Here is a 16,447-nt window from a genome sequence, read left to right as displayed (position 1 = left end):
ATCTGTTGAATGACACAAACAATAATCGTCGCTGATGACCACCCGCTGTTTCGGGCAGCCTTGAAGCAGGCGGTGACTCAGGCAGTGCCGGATGCAAACACTGTGGAAGTCGACAGCATCAAGTCATTACAGGCGGCGGTGGAATCCCACCCGGATGCAGACCTTATCCTGCTGGATCTGACCATGCCCGGCGCCCACGGTTTTTCAGGGCTTGTTTTCATGCGTGGTCAGTACCCGGGCCTGCCGGTGGTGGTGGTGTCCGGCTCCGAAGATCTGCAGGTGATGCGTCGTTCCATTGATTATGGCGCCTCCGGTTTCATTCCCAAGTCTGCTCCGTTGCCCACGATTACGCTGGCAATCCAGGCGGTGCTGGAAGGGGATGTCTGGCTGCCAGATGGCATCGCCGAGAAGATTGAACGCATGCAGAGCGAGGCGACGGACTTTTCCGAACGCCTGGCGTCACTCACGCCGCAGCAGTTCCGGGTGCTGGGTATGCTGGCCGAGGGGCTGCTGAACAAGCAGATCGCTTATGATCTGGATGTGTCTGAGGCCACCATCAAGGCCCATATTACGGCTGTTTTCCGCAAGCTGGGTGTGCGTAACCGTACCCAGGCGGTGATTGCGATTCAGCAGATGGAGATTGATCCGGCGGATCAGTCTTTGTCCGGGGGCTGATAAAAGCAACTAAGCGAGTGCCCAAGCAAGCGGGTAGGGCTTTCCAAAACACGCTGTGAATACATCCATGTAGCGCTCGAGCTCCGCCATCCCTGGCTCCGCACGGTTTTGGAAAGCCCTACCCGCTCGCTTGTTTAGGCTGTGGGGCTAGTGTCCCGTCTGGTTAATTCGCTGATCTACTGCGTAGCTCTGGGATTTCTGGCCAAGGCGCCAGTGTGCAGGTGTGGTGGTTCCACATCAAGCGCTGGCAACACCGGCCAGGAATCCCAGAGCTACGCCCTTCGGGAGCCACTGAGAGCGTTGATAGCTGCGTTGCGCTAATTCGATATGGAACCACCATACCTTCATTAGCACGCCTTGCTCTCAACGCTCTCAGTGGCTCAGTAGGTCAGCGAATTAACCAGACGGGACACTAGCTCTCCTTACTTGCTGGCATACCCCAGCTTCTTGTCCACCAGGTTAAACCGGTCCTTTCCCTGCGCCCACAGATCGAAGTTCTCCAGGAACTGGTCGGTCAGCGCGCGTTTCCAGCCGATGAAATCCCCGGCCATGTGGGCACTCATGGTGACGTTTTCGTAGTCCCACAGCGGATGGTCTTCCGGTACGGGTTCTTCTTCGAACACGTCCAGGCCGGCGCCAGCTATTTCGCCATTGTCCAGAGCGCTGATGAGGTCGTCGGTCTTCACGATCGGGCCGCGACCGATGTTGATTAGCCGGGCGCTGTTTTTCATGGCCTTGAAGGCTTTCTGGTCAAACAGGCCTTCGGTTTGGGGTGTCAGCGGGGCGGCAATCACCACGAAATCGGCCAGCGGGAGTTGGTCGAACAGGTCTTCGTTGCTGTGAATGGCTTCGAAGTCCGGGTCGTCGGTTTTGGCCTTGCGGGCAATGCCGTGGGGTTCCATGCCGATGCCCCTTGCCAGGCGGGCGATCTGGTGGCCGATGGAACCGGCGCCCACCACCAGCACCCGTTTCTTGTGGACCAGCTCGGTGTCGCGGTGTTTCCACTGGTGCTTTTGCTGCAGTCGGATGTTCTGGGGGAAGTCCTTGGCGAACATGAGCATGGTGCCGGCCACGTACTCGGCAATGCCCCGGTCAAAAATGCCCCGGGCGTTGGTTACGGTTACGTCACTTTCAATCAGGCCGGGGAACATCAGGGCGTCCACGCCGGCGCTGGTGGCGTGAATCCACTGCAGGCGGTCGGCGACGGGCCAGGCGGCTTCCAGTGCTTCCGTGCGGAAGTCCGTCACCATCATCACATCGGTGCCGGGCAGGGTGTCGCGCAGGGTTTGCTCGTCCCAGGCGAAACGCACTTCGGCGCGCGCTTTCACATCTTCAATGCCGGGCGGTGCGTCTTCACCCGGTGCGGTCAGTACGGTGACAACAGGCTTTTCGGATACTGTCATCGGTCCTCCGGAAAAATGGTTGCATCAGCGGAACTTATCTACAGTCTGGTTGCCCGCAGGTTGTGGGTCAAGCCTGCTTGCTCCGGCGATCTTTACTGGCTAACCTGCAAGGGTATTATTCAATTCAGCCTGTATTCAGGAGGTGTGTATGGCAGAGGCCGTCAACAAGGACACCGGCTACACCCGGCCGCGGAAAATGAAGTATCGCAAAGCGAAGGCCAGCTGGAACCCTGCCATGCAGGCCATTCCTGTGTCGGGGATTCGCCGGCTGGTGAATATGGCGGCGGATATGAACGATGTGATTCATCTTTCTATCGGGCAGCCGGACCTGCCCACGCCCAAGCACATCATCGATGCCTACGTGGACGCGCTTAATGCGGGCCAGACCGGTTACACGATGGATGCCGGCCTGCCAGAGCTGCTCAATGCCCTGGCGGAGTATTACGGCAAGCGTTACAACCGGGAGTTGAGTCCGGAGAACATCCTGATCACCAGTGGTGCCACCGAGGCCCTGTACCTGGCTATTTCGGCCACCTCGGCGCCGGGTCGTCAGTTCCTGGTGACCGATCCCTCGTTCCTGCTGTATGCGCCGTTGATCCGCATGAACGGCGGTGAGGTGAAGTACATTCCCACCCGGGCCGAGAACAACCACCAGCTGGACCCGGACGATGTGATCCGGGCCATGGGCTCGCGCACCTTTGCGTTGATTCTGAATAACCCGAACAACCCCACCGGGGCCGTGTACCCGCGCAGTACCGTGGAAACCATCATGGAAGAGTGTGCCTACCGGGGCATTCAGGTGTACGCCGACGAGGTGTACGACCACATGATTTTTGATGACGACGAGTTCGCCAGTGTGCTGAATTGTTCCATGGACCTGGACAACATCATGTGCATCAGCAGTTTCTCGAAAACCTACAGCATGGCCGGCTTGCGGGTAGGCTGGGTGATCTCAAGCCAGGCGGCGATCAAGTCACTGCGCCGGTACCACATGTTCACCACCTCGGTGGCCAACACGCCGGCCCAGTTCGCGGGTGTGGCGGCGCTCACGGCGGACCAGAAATGCGTGAATGACATGGTGGATATCTATCGCCAGCGTCGGGACCGCATCGTCGAGCTGGTTGATCAGACACCTCACCTGACCGGCTACAAACCGGGCGGTGCGTTCTACGCCTTCCCGAACCTGCCGCCTCATGTGGACGGCTCGGATCTGGCGTTGCGCATGCTGAAGGAAACCGGTGTGTGTGCCGTGCCCGGCGATGCCTTCGGGGATGACTGTGGTAATGCGCTGAGGTTCAGTTTTGCCACCAGCTGTGAGCGTATCGAAGAGGCGTTTGATCGCATCATTCCCTGGATGGCCAAGCAGCAGTTCTGATGCGTTATGCCAGCCCTTGATTCGGTCATGATCCAATGCCCCTACTGTTGGGAAATGCTGGACATCAGCATTGATCCTTCAGTAGAGGAGCAGGAGTATGTGGAAGACTGTCAGGTGTGCTGCAACCCGATCCTGATCACAGTGTTGATCACTGCCGACGGCACGCCTCAAGTCGAGGCCAGGGCAGAAAACGAGTAGCTGCGCTTGCGGCTGAGAAGTCCGCGCTTTCTGGAGATACCGGGACCATGACCCAAAGACGATTGACTGGCCTGCTTCTGCTGGCCATCACAGTGCTGATTAGTGGCTGTGCCAGCCTCTCCCCCTATTCTGTTTCCGAGGCACAGATAGAGCGCCACTTGCAGGATGCCGTGGCCGATTTTGATCGCCAGCAACTGAACAGTGGCTCGCCGCTGAGCCTCAGCCTGAGCGATGCTGACATTACCCTGGGCCCGGACGGCCGGGACGTGGCAGTGATTGATCTGCGCGGCCAAGTGGCGTTGAACGCCCTGATGACCAAGCTGCCCGTGGATATCGCCCTCAAGCTGGAAGGCGCCCCGGTGTATGACAGCGAGGAGAAAGCGGTCTACATTCGTCGGCTGAATTTGCTGGAAAGCTCCATTGAGTCGCCGTTTTTCAAGGGTGACCTGGCGCCGGTAACAGATTCTGTGATGCGTGTTGTTGCGCAGATGCTGGAGACCATGCCGGTGTACCGGCTGGATGACAGCGACATGAAGCAGCGCATGTTCGGCATGGTGCCGATGGATATACGAGTGGCGCCGGGCCGGCTGGAGTTTGTGATGGATGAATGATGCCGTCGGCGTGTGACATAAAAAAAGGGAGTGGCTGAAAACCACTCCCTTTTTTTATGGATACAACCAGCCGGTGATTAGCCTTTCAGGCGATTACAGACAGCCGTGCCGATCTCCCGACAGGAGCGTTGCTGGTCTCCGGACTCGGCCAGGTCCGCCGCCATGGCGTCAAACAGCTCCTGGCCGGCGGTGGCCATGGCCGGGTCCTTGCGGCCCAGCCATTCCAGCATGCGGGCGGTGGTGAACAGCATGGCGGTGGGGTCGGCGATGCCTTGGCCGGCGATGTCCGGCGCGCTGCCATGGGTGGGCTCAAACATGGAGGGCATGTCCGGGTCGGTCGGGTTAAGGTTGCACGATGGCGCCACCCCCATGCCGCCGGACAATACTGCTGCCAGGTCAGTCAGGATGTCGCCCTGCAGGTTGCTGGCAACCACTACATCAAACGCCCAGGGGCACTGCACGAACTTCATGCAGGCTGCATCCACCAGTTCATGGTGGGTGGCGACATCCGGGTATTCCTTGCTGATTTCCTCGAACACTTCCGTGTACATGTCACCCCAGTGACGCAGGGCGTTGCGCTTTGTGATGATGCACACCTGGCTTTCGCAGGTGCGACCATCCAGGGTGCGGAAACTGCGTGTGCGACCTTCCTGCAAGCGGGCGGCCGCACGGATACGGGCCTGCTCAAAACCGTAACGGACAATGCGCTCGGTGGCCTTGCGGGTAAACACTTCCATCTGGGTGGCCACCTCGTCCGGGGTGCCCTTGCGCAAGCGGCCACCCTGGCTGACGTACTCGCCTTCGCTGTTTTCGCGAATCACCAGCATGTCGATGTCTTTGGCCCGGTCATCCTTCAGGTACTGGCGTGCTCCGGGCAACAGGCGGGCCGGGCGCTCACACACCCATTGGTCAAAGCCTTTGCGCATTTCGAGCAGTGGTGCCAGGGAAATGCTGTCTGGCAAAAGGTAGCGGTTTGGGTCGTCCACCGGGCCGGGATCGCCCAGGGCGCCCAGCAGAATGGCCTGATAGTCGCGCAACTGATCCAGCGCATCGGACGGCCAGGATTCGCCGTGTTGTTCATGCCAGGCGTGGGAAGGCCAGGGGAAACGGGTCCATTCCAGGGCCAGGTGGTGTTTTTCTCGCAGAACTTCCAGGCAGCGGACCGCCTCTGCGACAACTTCCGGGCCAATGCCGTCTCCGGGTGTGATTGCAATGCGCATGGTTCCGGCCATTCAGTTACCTCCAGGTTGGGATGTTTCGTGCTGCGGCCAAACCCCAGTGTAGACTTCGCGGGGCCAGATGCCAGTTACCTATACGTATGATAGTTAACGGATGTTGCCAATTTGCGGGAATGCTAACTATAGTGGAATCTGTCGGTTTTCTTTATGCTTCTGTCTGCAATCAAGACAGACCCATTTGACGGAGCCCTTGTGGACAAACCCGAAGTGTTATTTGATGAGTCGCACTGTGGTCAGTGCGCGTGTGGTGAAGGGCTGGATTTCTCATTCAGCTTTGCGTTTCAACCCATTGTTGATGCGGCCCAGAAATCGGTTTACGCGTATGAGGCTCTGGTGCGGGGCACCAATGGCGAGGGAGCCATGTCGGTGCTCTCGCAGGTCAATGAACGAAACCGGTATTCGTTTGACCAGATTTGCCGCGTGAAAGCGGTGAAGCTGGCCTCCAGGCTGGATATGCAGCCAATGCTGAGCATCAACTTCATGCCCAACGCGGTCTACCGTGCGGAATATTGTATCCGCACCACGCTGGCAGCGGCGAAAACCTACAACTTCGATACCAGCAAAATCATCTTTGAGTTGACCGAGGGTGAGAACCTGTCGTCGGTGGAGCACCTGACCTCAATCATCGAGGCCTACCAGGAAATGGGCTTCAGCACGGCGATTGATGACTTTGGCGCGGGTTACTCCCGTTTCAACATCATGATGGCCAGCCCGCCGGATTTACTGAAACTGGATATGGCGCTGGTGCGTAATATTCACAACGAGCCCAACAAACAGGCGGTGGTGGCCGGCATCATTACCATGATGCGCCAGCTGGGCGGCAAGATTGTTGCCGAGGGTGTGGAGACGCCGGAAGAGTATTACTGGCTGCGCTCTCAGGGCATCACCCTGTTCCAGGGTTTTCTGTTTGCCAAGCCCGGGTTTGAGTGCCTGCCCGAGCCGGTCTGGCCTGACTAACATTTCCTAACCACAGGATGCCGGTGTGTTCTATCGCCTGATTACCCTGATTGGCGGCCTGGTGTTTGTGGTCGCTTTGTTCGCGTTGCTCTGGTTCTTCTGCAAGAAATTCCTGCAGGCCCGGGGTGTGACTGAACAGGTCAATGATAAAGCCATGGTGCTTGCCACCTGGACCTTTGCCGGTATCGCCGTCGGGCTGGTGTTCGCGGTGGTGGGCGCGTTTGTGCTGGGTCCCTGGGCGTTTTACCGGACTGTTCGCGGCCATGACATGGCACTTTCCGATGCCGCCGCCGTTTGGTGGGGACTGGGCATTGTTGCCTTGTCCCTGGGGCTGACCGGTGCGGGCTTTTTCGGCTTCCTGATGCTGGTTGGCGCATACTGAACCGGAAAACCGCAGCGGTTCTGCCTAAAGACACGCCAGTTCGCTGAAATCCCCGTTCAAGCTCTGAATCCGGTTCACCAGGTGCTGCCGGTGGCCGGCATCGCCCGCGGCCAGGACATCGTGTAGCAAATCGGCCATGGCGGCCTGGCTTTCTGCCGACATGGCCTGGTAGGCAGGGCCGCGAGCCTGCTCGTAATTGACCAGCAACTGTTCGATACGCGCGCCAAAGCCGGGCTCACCGCGTTTTTCGAGCGCATCAATCAGCGCGTGTTGCCAGTTTTGCCGGCCCTGCAGCCAGATTTCCGTTTGCCGCCCGCGGTCGGCGGACCAGTCGGTTACGATAGTCTGTTGGTCTTTGTTCAGCCCGCCCAGCCAGGTTTCCAGCCGTTCGCGGGTGCGTTGAGCCCGGGCTTTGGCGGTCTGTTCGGGGTTGCCCGCCAGCATTTCCTGTTCCAGTTCACGCTGGTTTTTCGCCATGTTGTCGGCCAGTTCCTTAACCTGTCGGTCGGACAGGTCTTCCAGCAGATTGACCGCCACCGGTGCCGCCTGGCCCATTAAATCGGGTATGAAGGCCAGCAGTCGTTGCTGGTGGTAGTGAACCGCGTCGCGGTCCGGCACGCCGGTCATCAGGTCGCCCTCTAACTGCGTCAGCCAGCCGGTGTAGCGGGGCAGTTCTGCCGAACAGTGCCATTGCTTCAGGTTGACCAGGTCCCGATCGAGCCGGTCTGCCTGTTCTGGGGTGAGGGTGACATAATCTTCCACCCACCAGACGATGCCCCAGTCGGCAAATCGATAGGCGGTTTTTGTGGAGCTACATCCGGCCAGGAATGCGGCCAGAACCAGGGCGATAAGAGCGTATTTACAGAAGCGTGCGGCGGCCATGAATGATCTCTCTCGGTAAAAAGCCGTATGGAAACCCGTTGCATGCTTATTATGATGTCTCGCTGTTTCCGGGGTGCGGTTCCTTATACCGGTACGAATCGCTTTCAAAAATGGATGGCGTGGGTGGTTGATCCGCGCCGGGAGGGAATATGTCCACATTCAAGGTAACGCAGCTGCGGCGCTTCGTGTTCTCGTTTTATATGTCCGGGATTATGTCGTTGCTGATGTCTGGCATCATCACGCTGATTAATACCGGCCTGGCCGAAGGCTTTTTGATGCGCTGGGGGCCGGCGTTCGGGGTGGCCTGGGGGTGGCTTTTCCGTTGGTGACGTTCATCGCGCCGCTGGCCGGCAAGCTGGCCGATAAAACCATGGAGAAGGTGTTCAAGGCGGGGTGAGCCCCGCCCGTTCTATTGAATAGTGGTGCGGCGGCCTGCGGCAGTATCGGACTGTGAAACGGCGGTGCCGGTTGGTGGCTGGTAATGTAATGAATGCAGAACCTGGTCGAGCACGGCCTTGCCATTCCATGCCGGGTCGTTGTTCACCATGCCGACGATGGCCCAGGTGGTGTTGTTCTCGTCGCGGGTGAAGCCGGCGATAGAGCGCACATTGGCCAGCAGGCCGGTCTTGATCCGGCCTTTGCCGTCCAGGCCGGTATTCTTCAGCCGGCTGGCCATGGTTCCGTCCATGGCAATAATCGGTAGTGATGCCATCAGGTCCGAAGCATAGGGGCTTTGCCAGGCCTGTTGCAGTATTTTCACGCCCTGGCGGGCGGTGATACGGCCGTGTCGGGTGAGGCCGGAGCCGTTATCAATCACCATGCCCGCGGTGTTGATGCCTTTGCCTTCCAGCCAGCCGTAGATCGCCTCTATACCGGCCACCCGGTCGTCTTTCTGGTCTTCCTGCCGATGCTCGGCACCAATGGCCAGCAGCATCTGGCGGGCCATCACGTTGCTGCTCCACTTGTTGATGTCCCGCACCATGGTCACCAGGTCTGGTGAGCTGGTGCGCATCATCAGGCGTGCGTCTTCCGGGGTTTTGGCCAGGCGGTCACCACCGTTTACGGTGACGCCGGTTTCAGCCAGAACCGAACGGATCAGTGAAGCGGAATATTGCTCGTGGGGCAGCAGGGAAAGGTAAGTTGTGGTGCGACACCCCTGGGGAAGTGAGCCGGTGACCTGCACCGTCACCTTGTTGTCGTCATGGAAAATCGGTGTCCAGTCGAAGCGCCGCCGGGCAGGGCAGGGACCTTCGGCCGTGGCGGTAATGCGGTTATCGATGGTTACTTCCGACAGGTTGGGGGTGGCCCATGCCTGTGTGCCCCGTTCATCGGCCCGCACCTGAAAATGAAGCAGGTTCAGGTTGGTGAGATAGGCGGAGGGTTCCACCAGAAACGGCCGGTAGGGGTTGTCGCCGGTGTCGTCGAATTTCGGAAAGCCGTCCACCTGAAAGTGGGTGCCGTCCAGCACCAGGTCGCCGTTGATGCGGGTCACTCCCATTGAACGCAGTTCCCGCAGCGTGCGCCAGAGCCGTTCGATGGTCAGCTTGGGGTCACCACTGAAACGGACGTAAAGGTTGCCTTCCAGTGTGTTTCCAACAAGGTTGCCGTCGGTCAGAAAATCGGTCTCCCAGCGGTGGTTGGGGCCGAGCAGCTCCAGAGCGGCGTAGGTGGTTACCAGCTTCATGATGGAGCCGGGGCTCATCAGTTGGTCAGCGTTCACGTACTGGTCAATGCCCGGTCCGTCGAGGGGCACGGCCGCTACCCCCACACCTTCATCGGTACTGAGGGACTGGGTGGCGAAATCGCGCACTTCGCTGGCCCACAGGTGGGCGGCGCCATAGGTTTCGCGGGAGGAATCCTGAGCCAGACCGGTTACCGGGAGTGAGCAGGCCGTTGCCAGCGCCAGCGCTCTGAGTACCGTTTGGGCTATCCTGGCTTTGTGCTGAAGCCGCTTATCTGAGCGCTGGGGCAGCATGGCTGACGTCCTTTGGGGGTGGTGGTATAAACATAGCCTAATTGTAATGATGGCACCACGACAATACTCTACATAGCACATTAAAAACTAGTTACAGCTGTATGGTTTGTAAAGGTTTTTTCTTAGGGTGTTTCTGTGTTCCGGTACAGGTATGATCAGGTTGTTGAATTTAAAAACTTTGTGAGAGGAGCAGCCATGAAAACAGGCCAATGCCTGTGCGGTGATATCCGGTTTGAGTACGAGGGACCTCTGGGGCCGATTGCCTTGTGCCATTGCAGCCAGTGCCGGCGGGCCCACGGCAGTGCGTTTTCGGCCAGCGCTCCGGCGCAGAAGGTGCGGTTCCGGTTTGTTGCGGGTGAGGAGCTGATTACTGAATTTGAGTCCCGGCCGGGTAAGTATCGGGCGTTTTGTAGCCGGTGTGGTAGCCAGCTTTACAGCCGGGTGGATGCGATTCCCGGTATTTTGAGGTTGCGGGTTGGGGCGCTGGATGGGCCCGTTGGGCAGAAGGCGGCTCAGCATGTGTTTGTGGGTTCGAAGTCGGACTGGTTTGAGATTACCGATGAGTTGCCGCAATTTGAGAAGACTGAGCGGACGAATGATCCGCATTAGCTTTTGGCGGACTGCGGAGTCAGGGGTGCTGTTCCAAAAACCGCTACAAGCTCGTCCATGAGCGCTTATTTCGGGCCATCCGTGGCCCTCAAAATTTTTGGAACAGCACCCCTGACTCCGCGTTTAGACTTATTTCCCGCCTTCCGTAGAGCACGGCTCTTAGTATCACTCTACTGGCACTACTCGATAAACCTTCCCTCTTGACGAATCCGTCAGTAGCCAAAGCGCGCCATCCGGCCCCATGCGCACATCGCGGATGCGTTCATCCAGGTCTGTCAGCAGGTCTTCCTCTTCTACCACATCGCCATTCGCTATGCTCAGGCGCACCAATTTGCGCATAACCAGAGCACCTACGAACAGGTCGCCTTGCCACTCGGGGAACAGGTCGCCGGTGTAGAAGGCCATGCCGGAGGGGGCGATGGACGGGTCCCAGTAGTGGAGTGGGTCTTTGATGCCTTCCATGGTGGTTTTGCTGGTGATGGGCAGGCCGGAGTAGTCGATGCCGTAGGTCACTTTCGGCCAGCCGTAATTGGCACCGGCTTCCAGGATGTTGATTTCATCACCGCCCCTTGGACCATGCTCGTGGGTCCAGATTTCTTTGGTTTCGGGATGGCGGGTCATGCCCTGGATGTTGCGGTTGCCCCAGGTGTAGAAGGTGTCGTTGGCGGAAGCGTTGTTCAGAAACGGGTTGGCGGGAGCCGGCTCGCCATCGGTGGTGATGCGGTGCACGCCGCCGGCGTCGTCCTGCCTGTCTTGTGCCCGGTCCATCTCGCCCCGGTCACCAACGGAGATGTAAAGATAACCTTCCTGATCAAATTCCAGCCGGCTGCCAAAGTGCCGGCCGGCGCGGGAGCGGGGGAGGGCTTCGAAGATGACGTTCACATCGCTCAGTGCTTCACCATCAAACACCGCCCGTGCAACGCGGGTGGTCAGGCCTTCCCGGGTTTTGTGGGCGTAGCTCAGGAAAAGCTGGTGGTTGTCTGAAAATTCCGGGTGCAACACCACATCCAGCAAGCCGCCCTGGCCCGATACCGCCAAATCGGGCAAGCCCCGGACGGGCTCTTTCTGGAGCTTTCCATCACGAATCAGGCGCAGCTGGCCCGTGCGTTCGGTGACCAGTTGGTCGCCATTGGGCAGGAACGCCAGGCTCCAGGGGTGTTCGAGGTTGGTGGCGATGGTTTGTAGTTGGAAATCGGTTTTGTCAGATGAAAACAGTTGTTCCGCCAAGCTGTCAGGGGTGTGCAGAACCATCAGGCAAAAGCCGGTCAGGGCGATGGTGCGAAGCATGGTGCCTCCTCGGGCGTAGCTGTTCACATCTCGTATTTCTGAATACAGCATAAACAAAAACGCCATCGCGGTGCGATGGCGTTTTTGTGACGTTGTCAGAGGGTCAGAACTGATAGGTCAGTGAACCCACGATAGTTCTTTCCGTGCCTATGAAACAATCACCCCGGGACAGGCATGAGGTGAAGTAGGTTTCGTTTGTCAGGTTGTTCACGTTCAGTGCCAGTTCCCAGTTGTCGAGGCCGTAGGCAATCATGGCGTCAATCAGGGTCTCGGAAGGTGTCTTGATTTCATCCGCTCCGTCCCAGCTGGCCCCTATGTAGCGTACGCCCGCGCCTGCACGCAGCCCAGGCACGCCAACACTGCTGAAGTTATGTTGGCTCCAGAGTGATGCGGTGTGTTCAGGGATGGCTGCGAGTCTGGCACCTTCATTTGTGCCTTTTTCCACTTCGGTGTCCGTGTAAGCGTAATTGGCAATCAAATCCCAGGACCCGGTTACATCGACCTTGGCTTCAAGCTCAACACCTTTAGCACTGGTCTCACCGTTCTGGATATCGTTGTTGGGGTCAGCCGGGTCTGGTGCCTTCCGGTTTTTCTCTCTCAGATCATACACCGTTGCCGTATAGAGGCTGTTCGAATCGGTCGGCTGGTATTTCACCCCCAATTCCACCTGTTCGCCTTTCAGTGGTTCCCAGGGGTTACCGTTATTGTCCACACCAGTTAGTGGGTTGAACGATTCGGAATAGCTGATAAACGGGGTGAACCCAGCATCAAACTTGTACATCAGGCCTACCCGACCAGTCACTTCCTCGTCGGAATAGGTCTGGTTGCCCTCGGTTTTATTGCGTGTTGAATCGTGACGCAGTCCCAGCACTGCAATCCATTTGTCGTTAATGGTCATCTGGTTCTGTGCGTAGAAGCCGCTCTGGATGACGGTGTTTTCTGCTATGTCGCTGAAATCGCTGGCGCTTAGGCGAGTGTAATTGCCGTATTGCGGGTTAAAGACATTCAGGTCACCAACATCTTCAGCGCCTCCCTTGCTTCCTTTGGTAACAGCATGTTGATAGTCCCAGCCCATCAAAAGGGTGTGATCAATGCTTCCGGTAGCAAACAGTGCTTCTGCCTGATGATCCACTGTGAAGGTGTCGAGGTTTGATTTCCTAGCATAGGCTACCCGGGAGATATCACCATTTGGTTGGAGCGTTGGCGGAAACTCGGAGTAAATGCTCTGATAATCAACTTCACTTTCCGAATAACGCAGGTTCTGGCGCAGCGTCCAGACATCATTCAGTTGATGGCGCAGGAGCGAAGTGACGGCAGTCTGCTCGGTGTTGTAGCGGTCGAAATCCGGTTCACTGATAAACAGGTCTGTTGGTATTTGGGGCAAGCCATTAGGTGAAGGCTTCAGTGTGCCTTCAATAGGCAGGAACTGGGCGGTAGTGCCGGTGCGGTCTTTCTGGTGCAAGCCCTGAAGGGTCCATTCCGTGTGCTCGCTCGGGCGCCAGGTGATGGCGGGCGCAATTACAGCCCGGTTATCCTCAACCTGTTTTACCTGAGTATCACTGTCGCGACCAAGGGCAATAAACCGGTAGAGCAGGGAGCCGTCATCGTTCAACTTTCCGGTGGAGTCCAGGGCAGCCTGTTTTCTTGAATGATTGCCGACCTCGAGTCGAAGTTCATTGGCTTGTTCAGCCTGTGGCCGTTTCGTGGCCAGATTAATCAATCCTCCCACGTTGCCCTGTCCGTAGAGTACGGAAGATGGTCCCCGAATGACCTCTACTCTTTCAAGCAGGTACGGATCTGTACGCGCATTGTTGTAGCTGCCAAAAGTTTTCTGGAGCCCGTCGAGGAAAATAACAGGGGTGCCACCGCGAACAGATTGCCAGTCGCCGCGACTGTCGAAACCGTATTGTTCCGCGCCGACACCGGTTGTATATCGGAGCGCTTCCTGGATGCTGTTGGCACCCTGATCACGCATCTGGTCCCGGGTGACCACGGAGATGGACTGGGGAATTTCATCAATGGGCGTATTGGTTTTTGTGCCTGATGCACTGGAGTTGGCGACATACCCTTCAACAGGTGCGGTTGGTGAATTGATTCGCTCTCCTGTGACATTGATGGCATCCAGTGTTTCCTGGGCTGCGGCAGGCAAGCTGGCTGTGCCAAGCGCAATAACAGTTGTGGAAACAAGGCAGGGGAGTCTTCGGTTGGTGGCTTGATGTGATTTACGCGCCAAACGCATCGATGATGTACCTCGAGATAACTGAGTGAGTTGCAAGGAATTAACTTTCCAAATAGTAATGATAACGGTTATGATTTGCAATATATTGTCGTTATGTTTGCTGGATTTTTGAAGGAGGTAGCTCTCGTGGAAGCAGAAAGAGAAGTTGTTGAAGGATTAAAAATCGCTGCTGTGGCGACCGGCCTTGTTGTTTTGGTCCTGTCCGGGTTGATTGCGGGAGTGTGAGTACAGTCGGTACTTTTGGTGAGCGGAACCAGTCACGCCTGGAGGCTGGCTTGCCAGAAGGGGGGATAAACAGAAAGGGGGAGAACCATGATCGCATCCCTGTGATCATGATTCTCCAGCTCTCAGAAATGGTAGGTCACTGAACCGGTCACTTCCCTACGAGTGCCATAAGTCCCGGAACTACCCCATGGGCTGCCAAATGCTGTAGCTACATATTTCTCGTCCATAAGATTCTGGGCATGCAGCCCCAGAGATATCTGACCGATATCGTAGGTGATGGCGGCATCCACGAGGGTTACACTGGGTACTTCCAGCAAATCGTTCGGGCCATATGAATAGGCGCCGTAGCTGTCACCGATATAGCGAACACCCGCACCAAGCCCCAGGCCGGCAATCGGGCCGGAGTGGAAGGTATACTTGCCCCACAGAGCGGCCTCATGTTCCGGTGTATATTCCAGAGGTTCACCTTCCTCGGTCGGAGTACTTGAGTGGGTGACTTCTGCATCGGTGTAGGTGTAGCTGGCAATTACATCCAGATTGTCGGATACACGGCCCCGTAGCTCCAACTCAATACCTTGTGAATTGGCTTCGCCATTTTGCTCATCTGCGAAGGTTGATGGATTGGTGGTCAAATAGTTTTCGCGCGTCAAATCAAAATACGCCAACGTAAGCAGCGTACTGGTAGTTGGCTGGTATTTAACCCCAACCTCATACTGGTGTGACGTTTCCGGCTCAAATGGGTTGCCATTTGCGTCTGCACCTGCATTGGGCAGGAAGGATTCCATGTAACTTATATACGGGGCCAGACCATTGCTGAACTGGTAGTTGACGCCGGCTCTGCCGCTGAACTCGTCATCCTCGCGATGAGTCTCACCACCATTCAGCTTGTCGACGGTGCTGGTACGGGCACTGTCGTACCGACCGCCTAGCGTGACGGTCCAGCTAGCAAAGCGGATCTGATCCTGCAGGTATACCCCGGTTTGCTTTAATTTACTGTCTTCATCCTTTTGCAGGGGGGCATTGGCAATAGCACTACCATACTGGGGATCAAAAATGTCCAGCTCCATGGGGTTGGTGGTGGTATCGCTATAATACTGTTTCGATGAAACATCGATATCCTGGTGATCAAGGCCGATCAGCAAGGTGTGTTCAGCAGCGCCGGTCTTGGCCTCCACTTCAATTTGATTATCAAGGTTCAGACCATCAATGCGGCCAAAACTGTCATAACGTTGGCGAATGATGGTGCGCTTGTCAGATTTCAAGCTACTGGTATAGACACTTTTGTCATCCACATCGTTTCGATAATCACGCACGTTCTGGCGGACCGTCACCTGATCATTGATATGATGCTCAAATTCGTAGCCGATGGCGCTCTCACGGCGTGTGTATTCATCGTAGCCAGGTTCACCGGTGAAACGGTTGTCGGGAATCTCGCCATTTGGGTTGGAATCCAGAGTGCCTTCCAGTGGGTAACGCTGTGACGGCTGGGTATCGTCATACTGCCAGTGAGCCAGTACAGTCAGACGTGTCGCATCGGTTGGCTGCCATGTCAGGCTCGGCGCCAGGTATTTGCGGTCGTCGTTGACGTAATCCACTTGTGTCTCACTGTCACGAACCAGTCCCACCAGCCGTAGTGCCAATGTATCACTGTCATTCACGGCGCCACTGAGATCGAATTGTCCTTGCATCAGCTCGTTGGTTCCGGCTTCAACCCGAACTTCTCGTCGAGTGTCGAACGTTGGACGCTTGGAAACGTAGTTCACCAAGCCACCCGGACCGGCCTGGCCATACAGCACGGAAGACGGGCCTTTGAGCACGTCAATCCTTTCAGCTCCGTAAGGCTCCAGGCTATAACCGGCTGCAAACCCTGGATTGGCCAGCTTCAGGTTATCCCGGAACAGGCCGCTGGTGGCAACATCAAAGCCGCGAATCCGCAGGAAAGTCGTACGAGGTTCGAACCCAAAGGTTTCACCCCGTGCTCCGGCTGTGTAGCGCAACACTTCACCCATATTTGCTGCGTTTTGATCACTGATTTCATCAGCAGTCACGGTACTGATTGATTGGGGTGTTTCCTTGATATCGGTGCTGGTTTTAGTGCCGGTTACAGATGCCTCCGGCGTATAGCCTTCAATGGGTGACGTACCCGTGGCAGATGCCTCCTCTGCAGACACTTCGATCGCATCCAGTTCGGTAACAGACTCTTCCTGAGCATAAACGGTGGAACCAAGGGTACAACTCGCGATGGCGAGGGCCAGGGCTGAGGGTTTGAATAATGTGCGGTGATGCGAATTCAGGGTCATAAGTACTGCTCCAAAGAATGCAAAATTGCGCCTAATAAAAACAATGCGAATTATTATTGTTCGTGTCATTGGTTTGGTATTCGAAAAAGCA

General features: G+C 56.9%; 16 protein-coding genes. 9 read left to right on the top strand and 7 right to left on the bottom strand.

Features of this window, described 5'->3' with window-relative positions; translation table 11 throughout:
- The first annotated feature begins 9 nt into the window (after nt 1-9).
- A complete protein-coding gene (locus BMZ63_RS07625; protein WP_091703897.1) occupies nt 10-675 on the top strand; it encodes a LuxR C-terminal-related transcriptional regulator in 666 nt (221 codons plus the stop codon).
- 422 nt (nt 676-1,097) lie between these two features.
- Here BMZ63_RS07625 and BMZ63_RS07620 read toward each other — a convergent pair whose 3' ends face one another.
- Entirely contained in the window at nt 1,098-2,078 is a 981-nt protein-coding gene (locus BMZ63_RS07620; RefSeq protein WP_091703884.1) for a D-2-hydroxyacid dehydrogenase, read from the bottom strand.
- Nucleotides 2,079-2,226: 148 nt separating this feature from the next.
- Between BMZ63_RS07620 and BMZ63_RS07615 the strand changes: the two genes are divergently transcribed.
- The 3 genes from BMZ63_RS07615 to BMZ63_RS07605 are packed head-to-tail and all read left to right on the top strand — an operon-like array spanning nt 2,227 to nt 4,262.
- Complete coding sequence (locus BMZ63_RS07615) at nt 2,227-3,453, top strand: pyridoxal phosphate-dependent aminotransferase (RefSeq protein ID WP_091703883.1); 1,227 nt, start codon at nt 2,227-2,229, stop codon at nt 3,451-3,453.
- 6 nt (nt 3,454-3,459) lie between these two features.
- The gene (locus BMZ63_RS07610) at nt 3,460-3,651 is read left to right on the top strand and encodes a CPXCG motif-containing cysteine-rich protein (protein ID WP_091703881.1); all 192 of its coding nucleotides are present in this window, start codon (nt 3,460-3,462) and stop codon (nt 3,649-3,651) included.
- Nucleotides 3,652-3,698: 47 nt separating this feature from the next.
- A complete protein-coding gene (locus BMZ63_RS07605; protein WP_091703879.1) occupies nt 3,699-4,262 on the top strand; it encodes a YceB family lipoprotein in 564 nt (187 codons plus the stop codon).
- 77 nt (nt 4,263-4,339) lie between these two features.
- Here BMZ63_RS07605 and BMZ63_RS07600 read toward each other — a convergent pair whose 3' ends face one another.
- Nucleotides 4,340-5,494, bottom strand: a complete 1,155-nt coding sequence (locus tag BMZ63_RS07600; RefSeq protein WP_091703876.1) for an isocitrate/isopropylmalate dehydrogenase family protein — start codon at nt 5,492-5,494, stop codon at nt 4,340-4,342.
- Nucleotides 5,495-5,692: 198 nt separating this feature from the next.
- Here BMZ63_RS07600 and BMZ63_RS07595 point away from each other — a divergent pair, with 198 nt between their 5' ends.
- A complete protein-coding gene (locus BMZ63_RS07595; protein ID WP_177187048.1) occupies nt 5,693-6,457 on the top strand; it encodes an EAL domain-containing protein in 765 nt (254 codons plus the stop codon).
- 25 nt (nt 6,458-6,482) lie between these two features.
- On the top strand, nt 6,483-6,839 hold the full coding sequence (locus tag BMZ63_RS07590) for a hypothetical protein (RefSeq protein WP_177187047.1): 357 nt from the start codon (nt 6,483-6,485) through the stop codon (nt 6,837-6,839).
- 24 nt (nt 6,840-6,863) lie between these two features.
- Here the strand turns inward: BMZ63_RS07590 and BMZ63_RS07585 are convergent, their stop codons facing one another.
- Nucleotides 6,864-7,721 (bottom strand): DUF6279 family lipoprotein, encoded by an 858-nt coding sequence (locus BMZ63_RS07585; protein ID WP_091703874.1) that lies wholly within the window; start codon nt 7,719-7,721, stop codon nt 6,864-6,866.
- Between the two features lie 149 nt (nt 7,722-7,870).
- Here BMZ63_RS07585 and BMZ63_RS07580 point away from each other — a divergent pair, with 149 nt between their 5' ends.
- Nucleotides 7,871-8,050 carry a DUF2798 domain-containing protein gene (locus BMZ63_RS07580; RefSeq protein WP_227663690.1) on the top strand — a complete coding sequence of 60 codons (180 nt, stop codon included), beginning with the start codon at nt 7,871-7,873 and terminating at the stop codon, nt 8,048-8,050.
- Between the two features lie 80 nt (nt 8,051-8,130).
- On the opposite strand, the gene dacB is transcribed toward BMZ63_RS07580, so the two are convergent.
- Entirely contained in the window at nt 8,131-9,696 is a 1,566-nt protein-coding gene (dacB, locus tag BMZ63_RS07575) for a D-alanyl-D-alanine carboxypeptidase/D-alanyl-D-alanine endopeptidase (RefSeq protein WP_091703871.1), read from the bottom strand.
- A 195-nt stretch (nt 9,697-9,891) separates the two neighbouring features.
- On the opposite strand from dacB, the gene BMZ63_RS07570 reads away from it, so the two are divergent.
- Entirely contained in the window at nt 9,892-10,305 is a 414-nt protein-coding gene (locus BMZ63_RS07570) for a GFA family protein (RefSeq protein ID WP_091703869.1), read from the top strand.
- A gap of 165 nt (nt 10,306-10,470) precedes the next feature.
- Here BMZ63_RS07570 and BMZ63_RS07565 read toward each other — a convergent pair whose 3' ends face one another.
- Entirely contained in the window at nt 10,471-11,592 is a 1,122-nt protein-coding gene (locus BMZ63_RS07565; RefSeq protein ID WP_091703866.1) for a PQQ-dependent sugar dehydrogenase, read from the bottom strand.
- A 103-nt stretch (nt 11,593-11,695) separates the two neighbouring features.
- A complete protein-coding gene (locus BMZ63_RS07560; RefSeq protein ID WP_091703863.1) occupies nt 11,696-13,831 on the bottom strand; it encodes a TonB-dependent siderophore receptor in 2,136 nt (711 codons plus the stop codon).
- A 30-nt stretch (nt 13,832-13,861) separates the two neighbouring features.
- Here BMZ63_RS07560 and BMZ63_RS14875 point away from each other — a divergent pair, with 30 nt between their 5' ends.
- Nucleotides 13,862-14,056 (top strand): hypothetical protein, encoded by a 195-nt coding sequence (locus tag BMZ63_RS14875; RefSeq protein ID WP_143072202.1) that lies wholly within the window; start codon nt 13,862-13,864, stop codon nt 14,054-14,056.
- Nucleotides 14,057-14,178: 122 nt separating this feature from the next.
- On the opposite strand, the gene BMZ63_RS07555 is transcribed toward BMZ63_RS14875, so the two are convergent.
- A complete protein-coding gene (locus BMZ63_RS07555; protein ID WP_091703860.1) occupies nt 14,179-16,356 on the bottom strand; it encodes a TonB-dependent siderophore receptor in 2,178 nt (725 codons plus the stop codon).
- Nucleotides 16,357-16,447 lie beyond the last annotated feature (91 nt).

The organism is Marinobacter persicus (assembly GCF_900114155.1).
GTDB classification, from domain to species: Bacteria; Pseudomonadota; Gammaproteobacteria; order Pseudomonadales; family Oleiphilaceae; genus Marinobacter; species Marinobacter persicus.
This window is presented reverse-complemented; position numbering and strand designations above follow the sequence as displayed.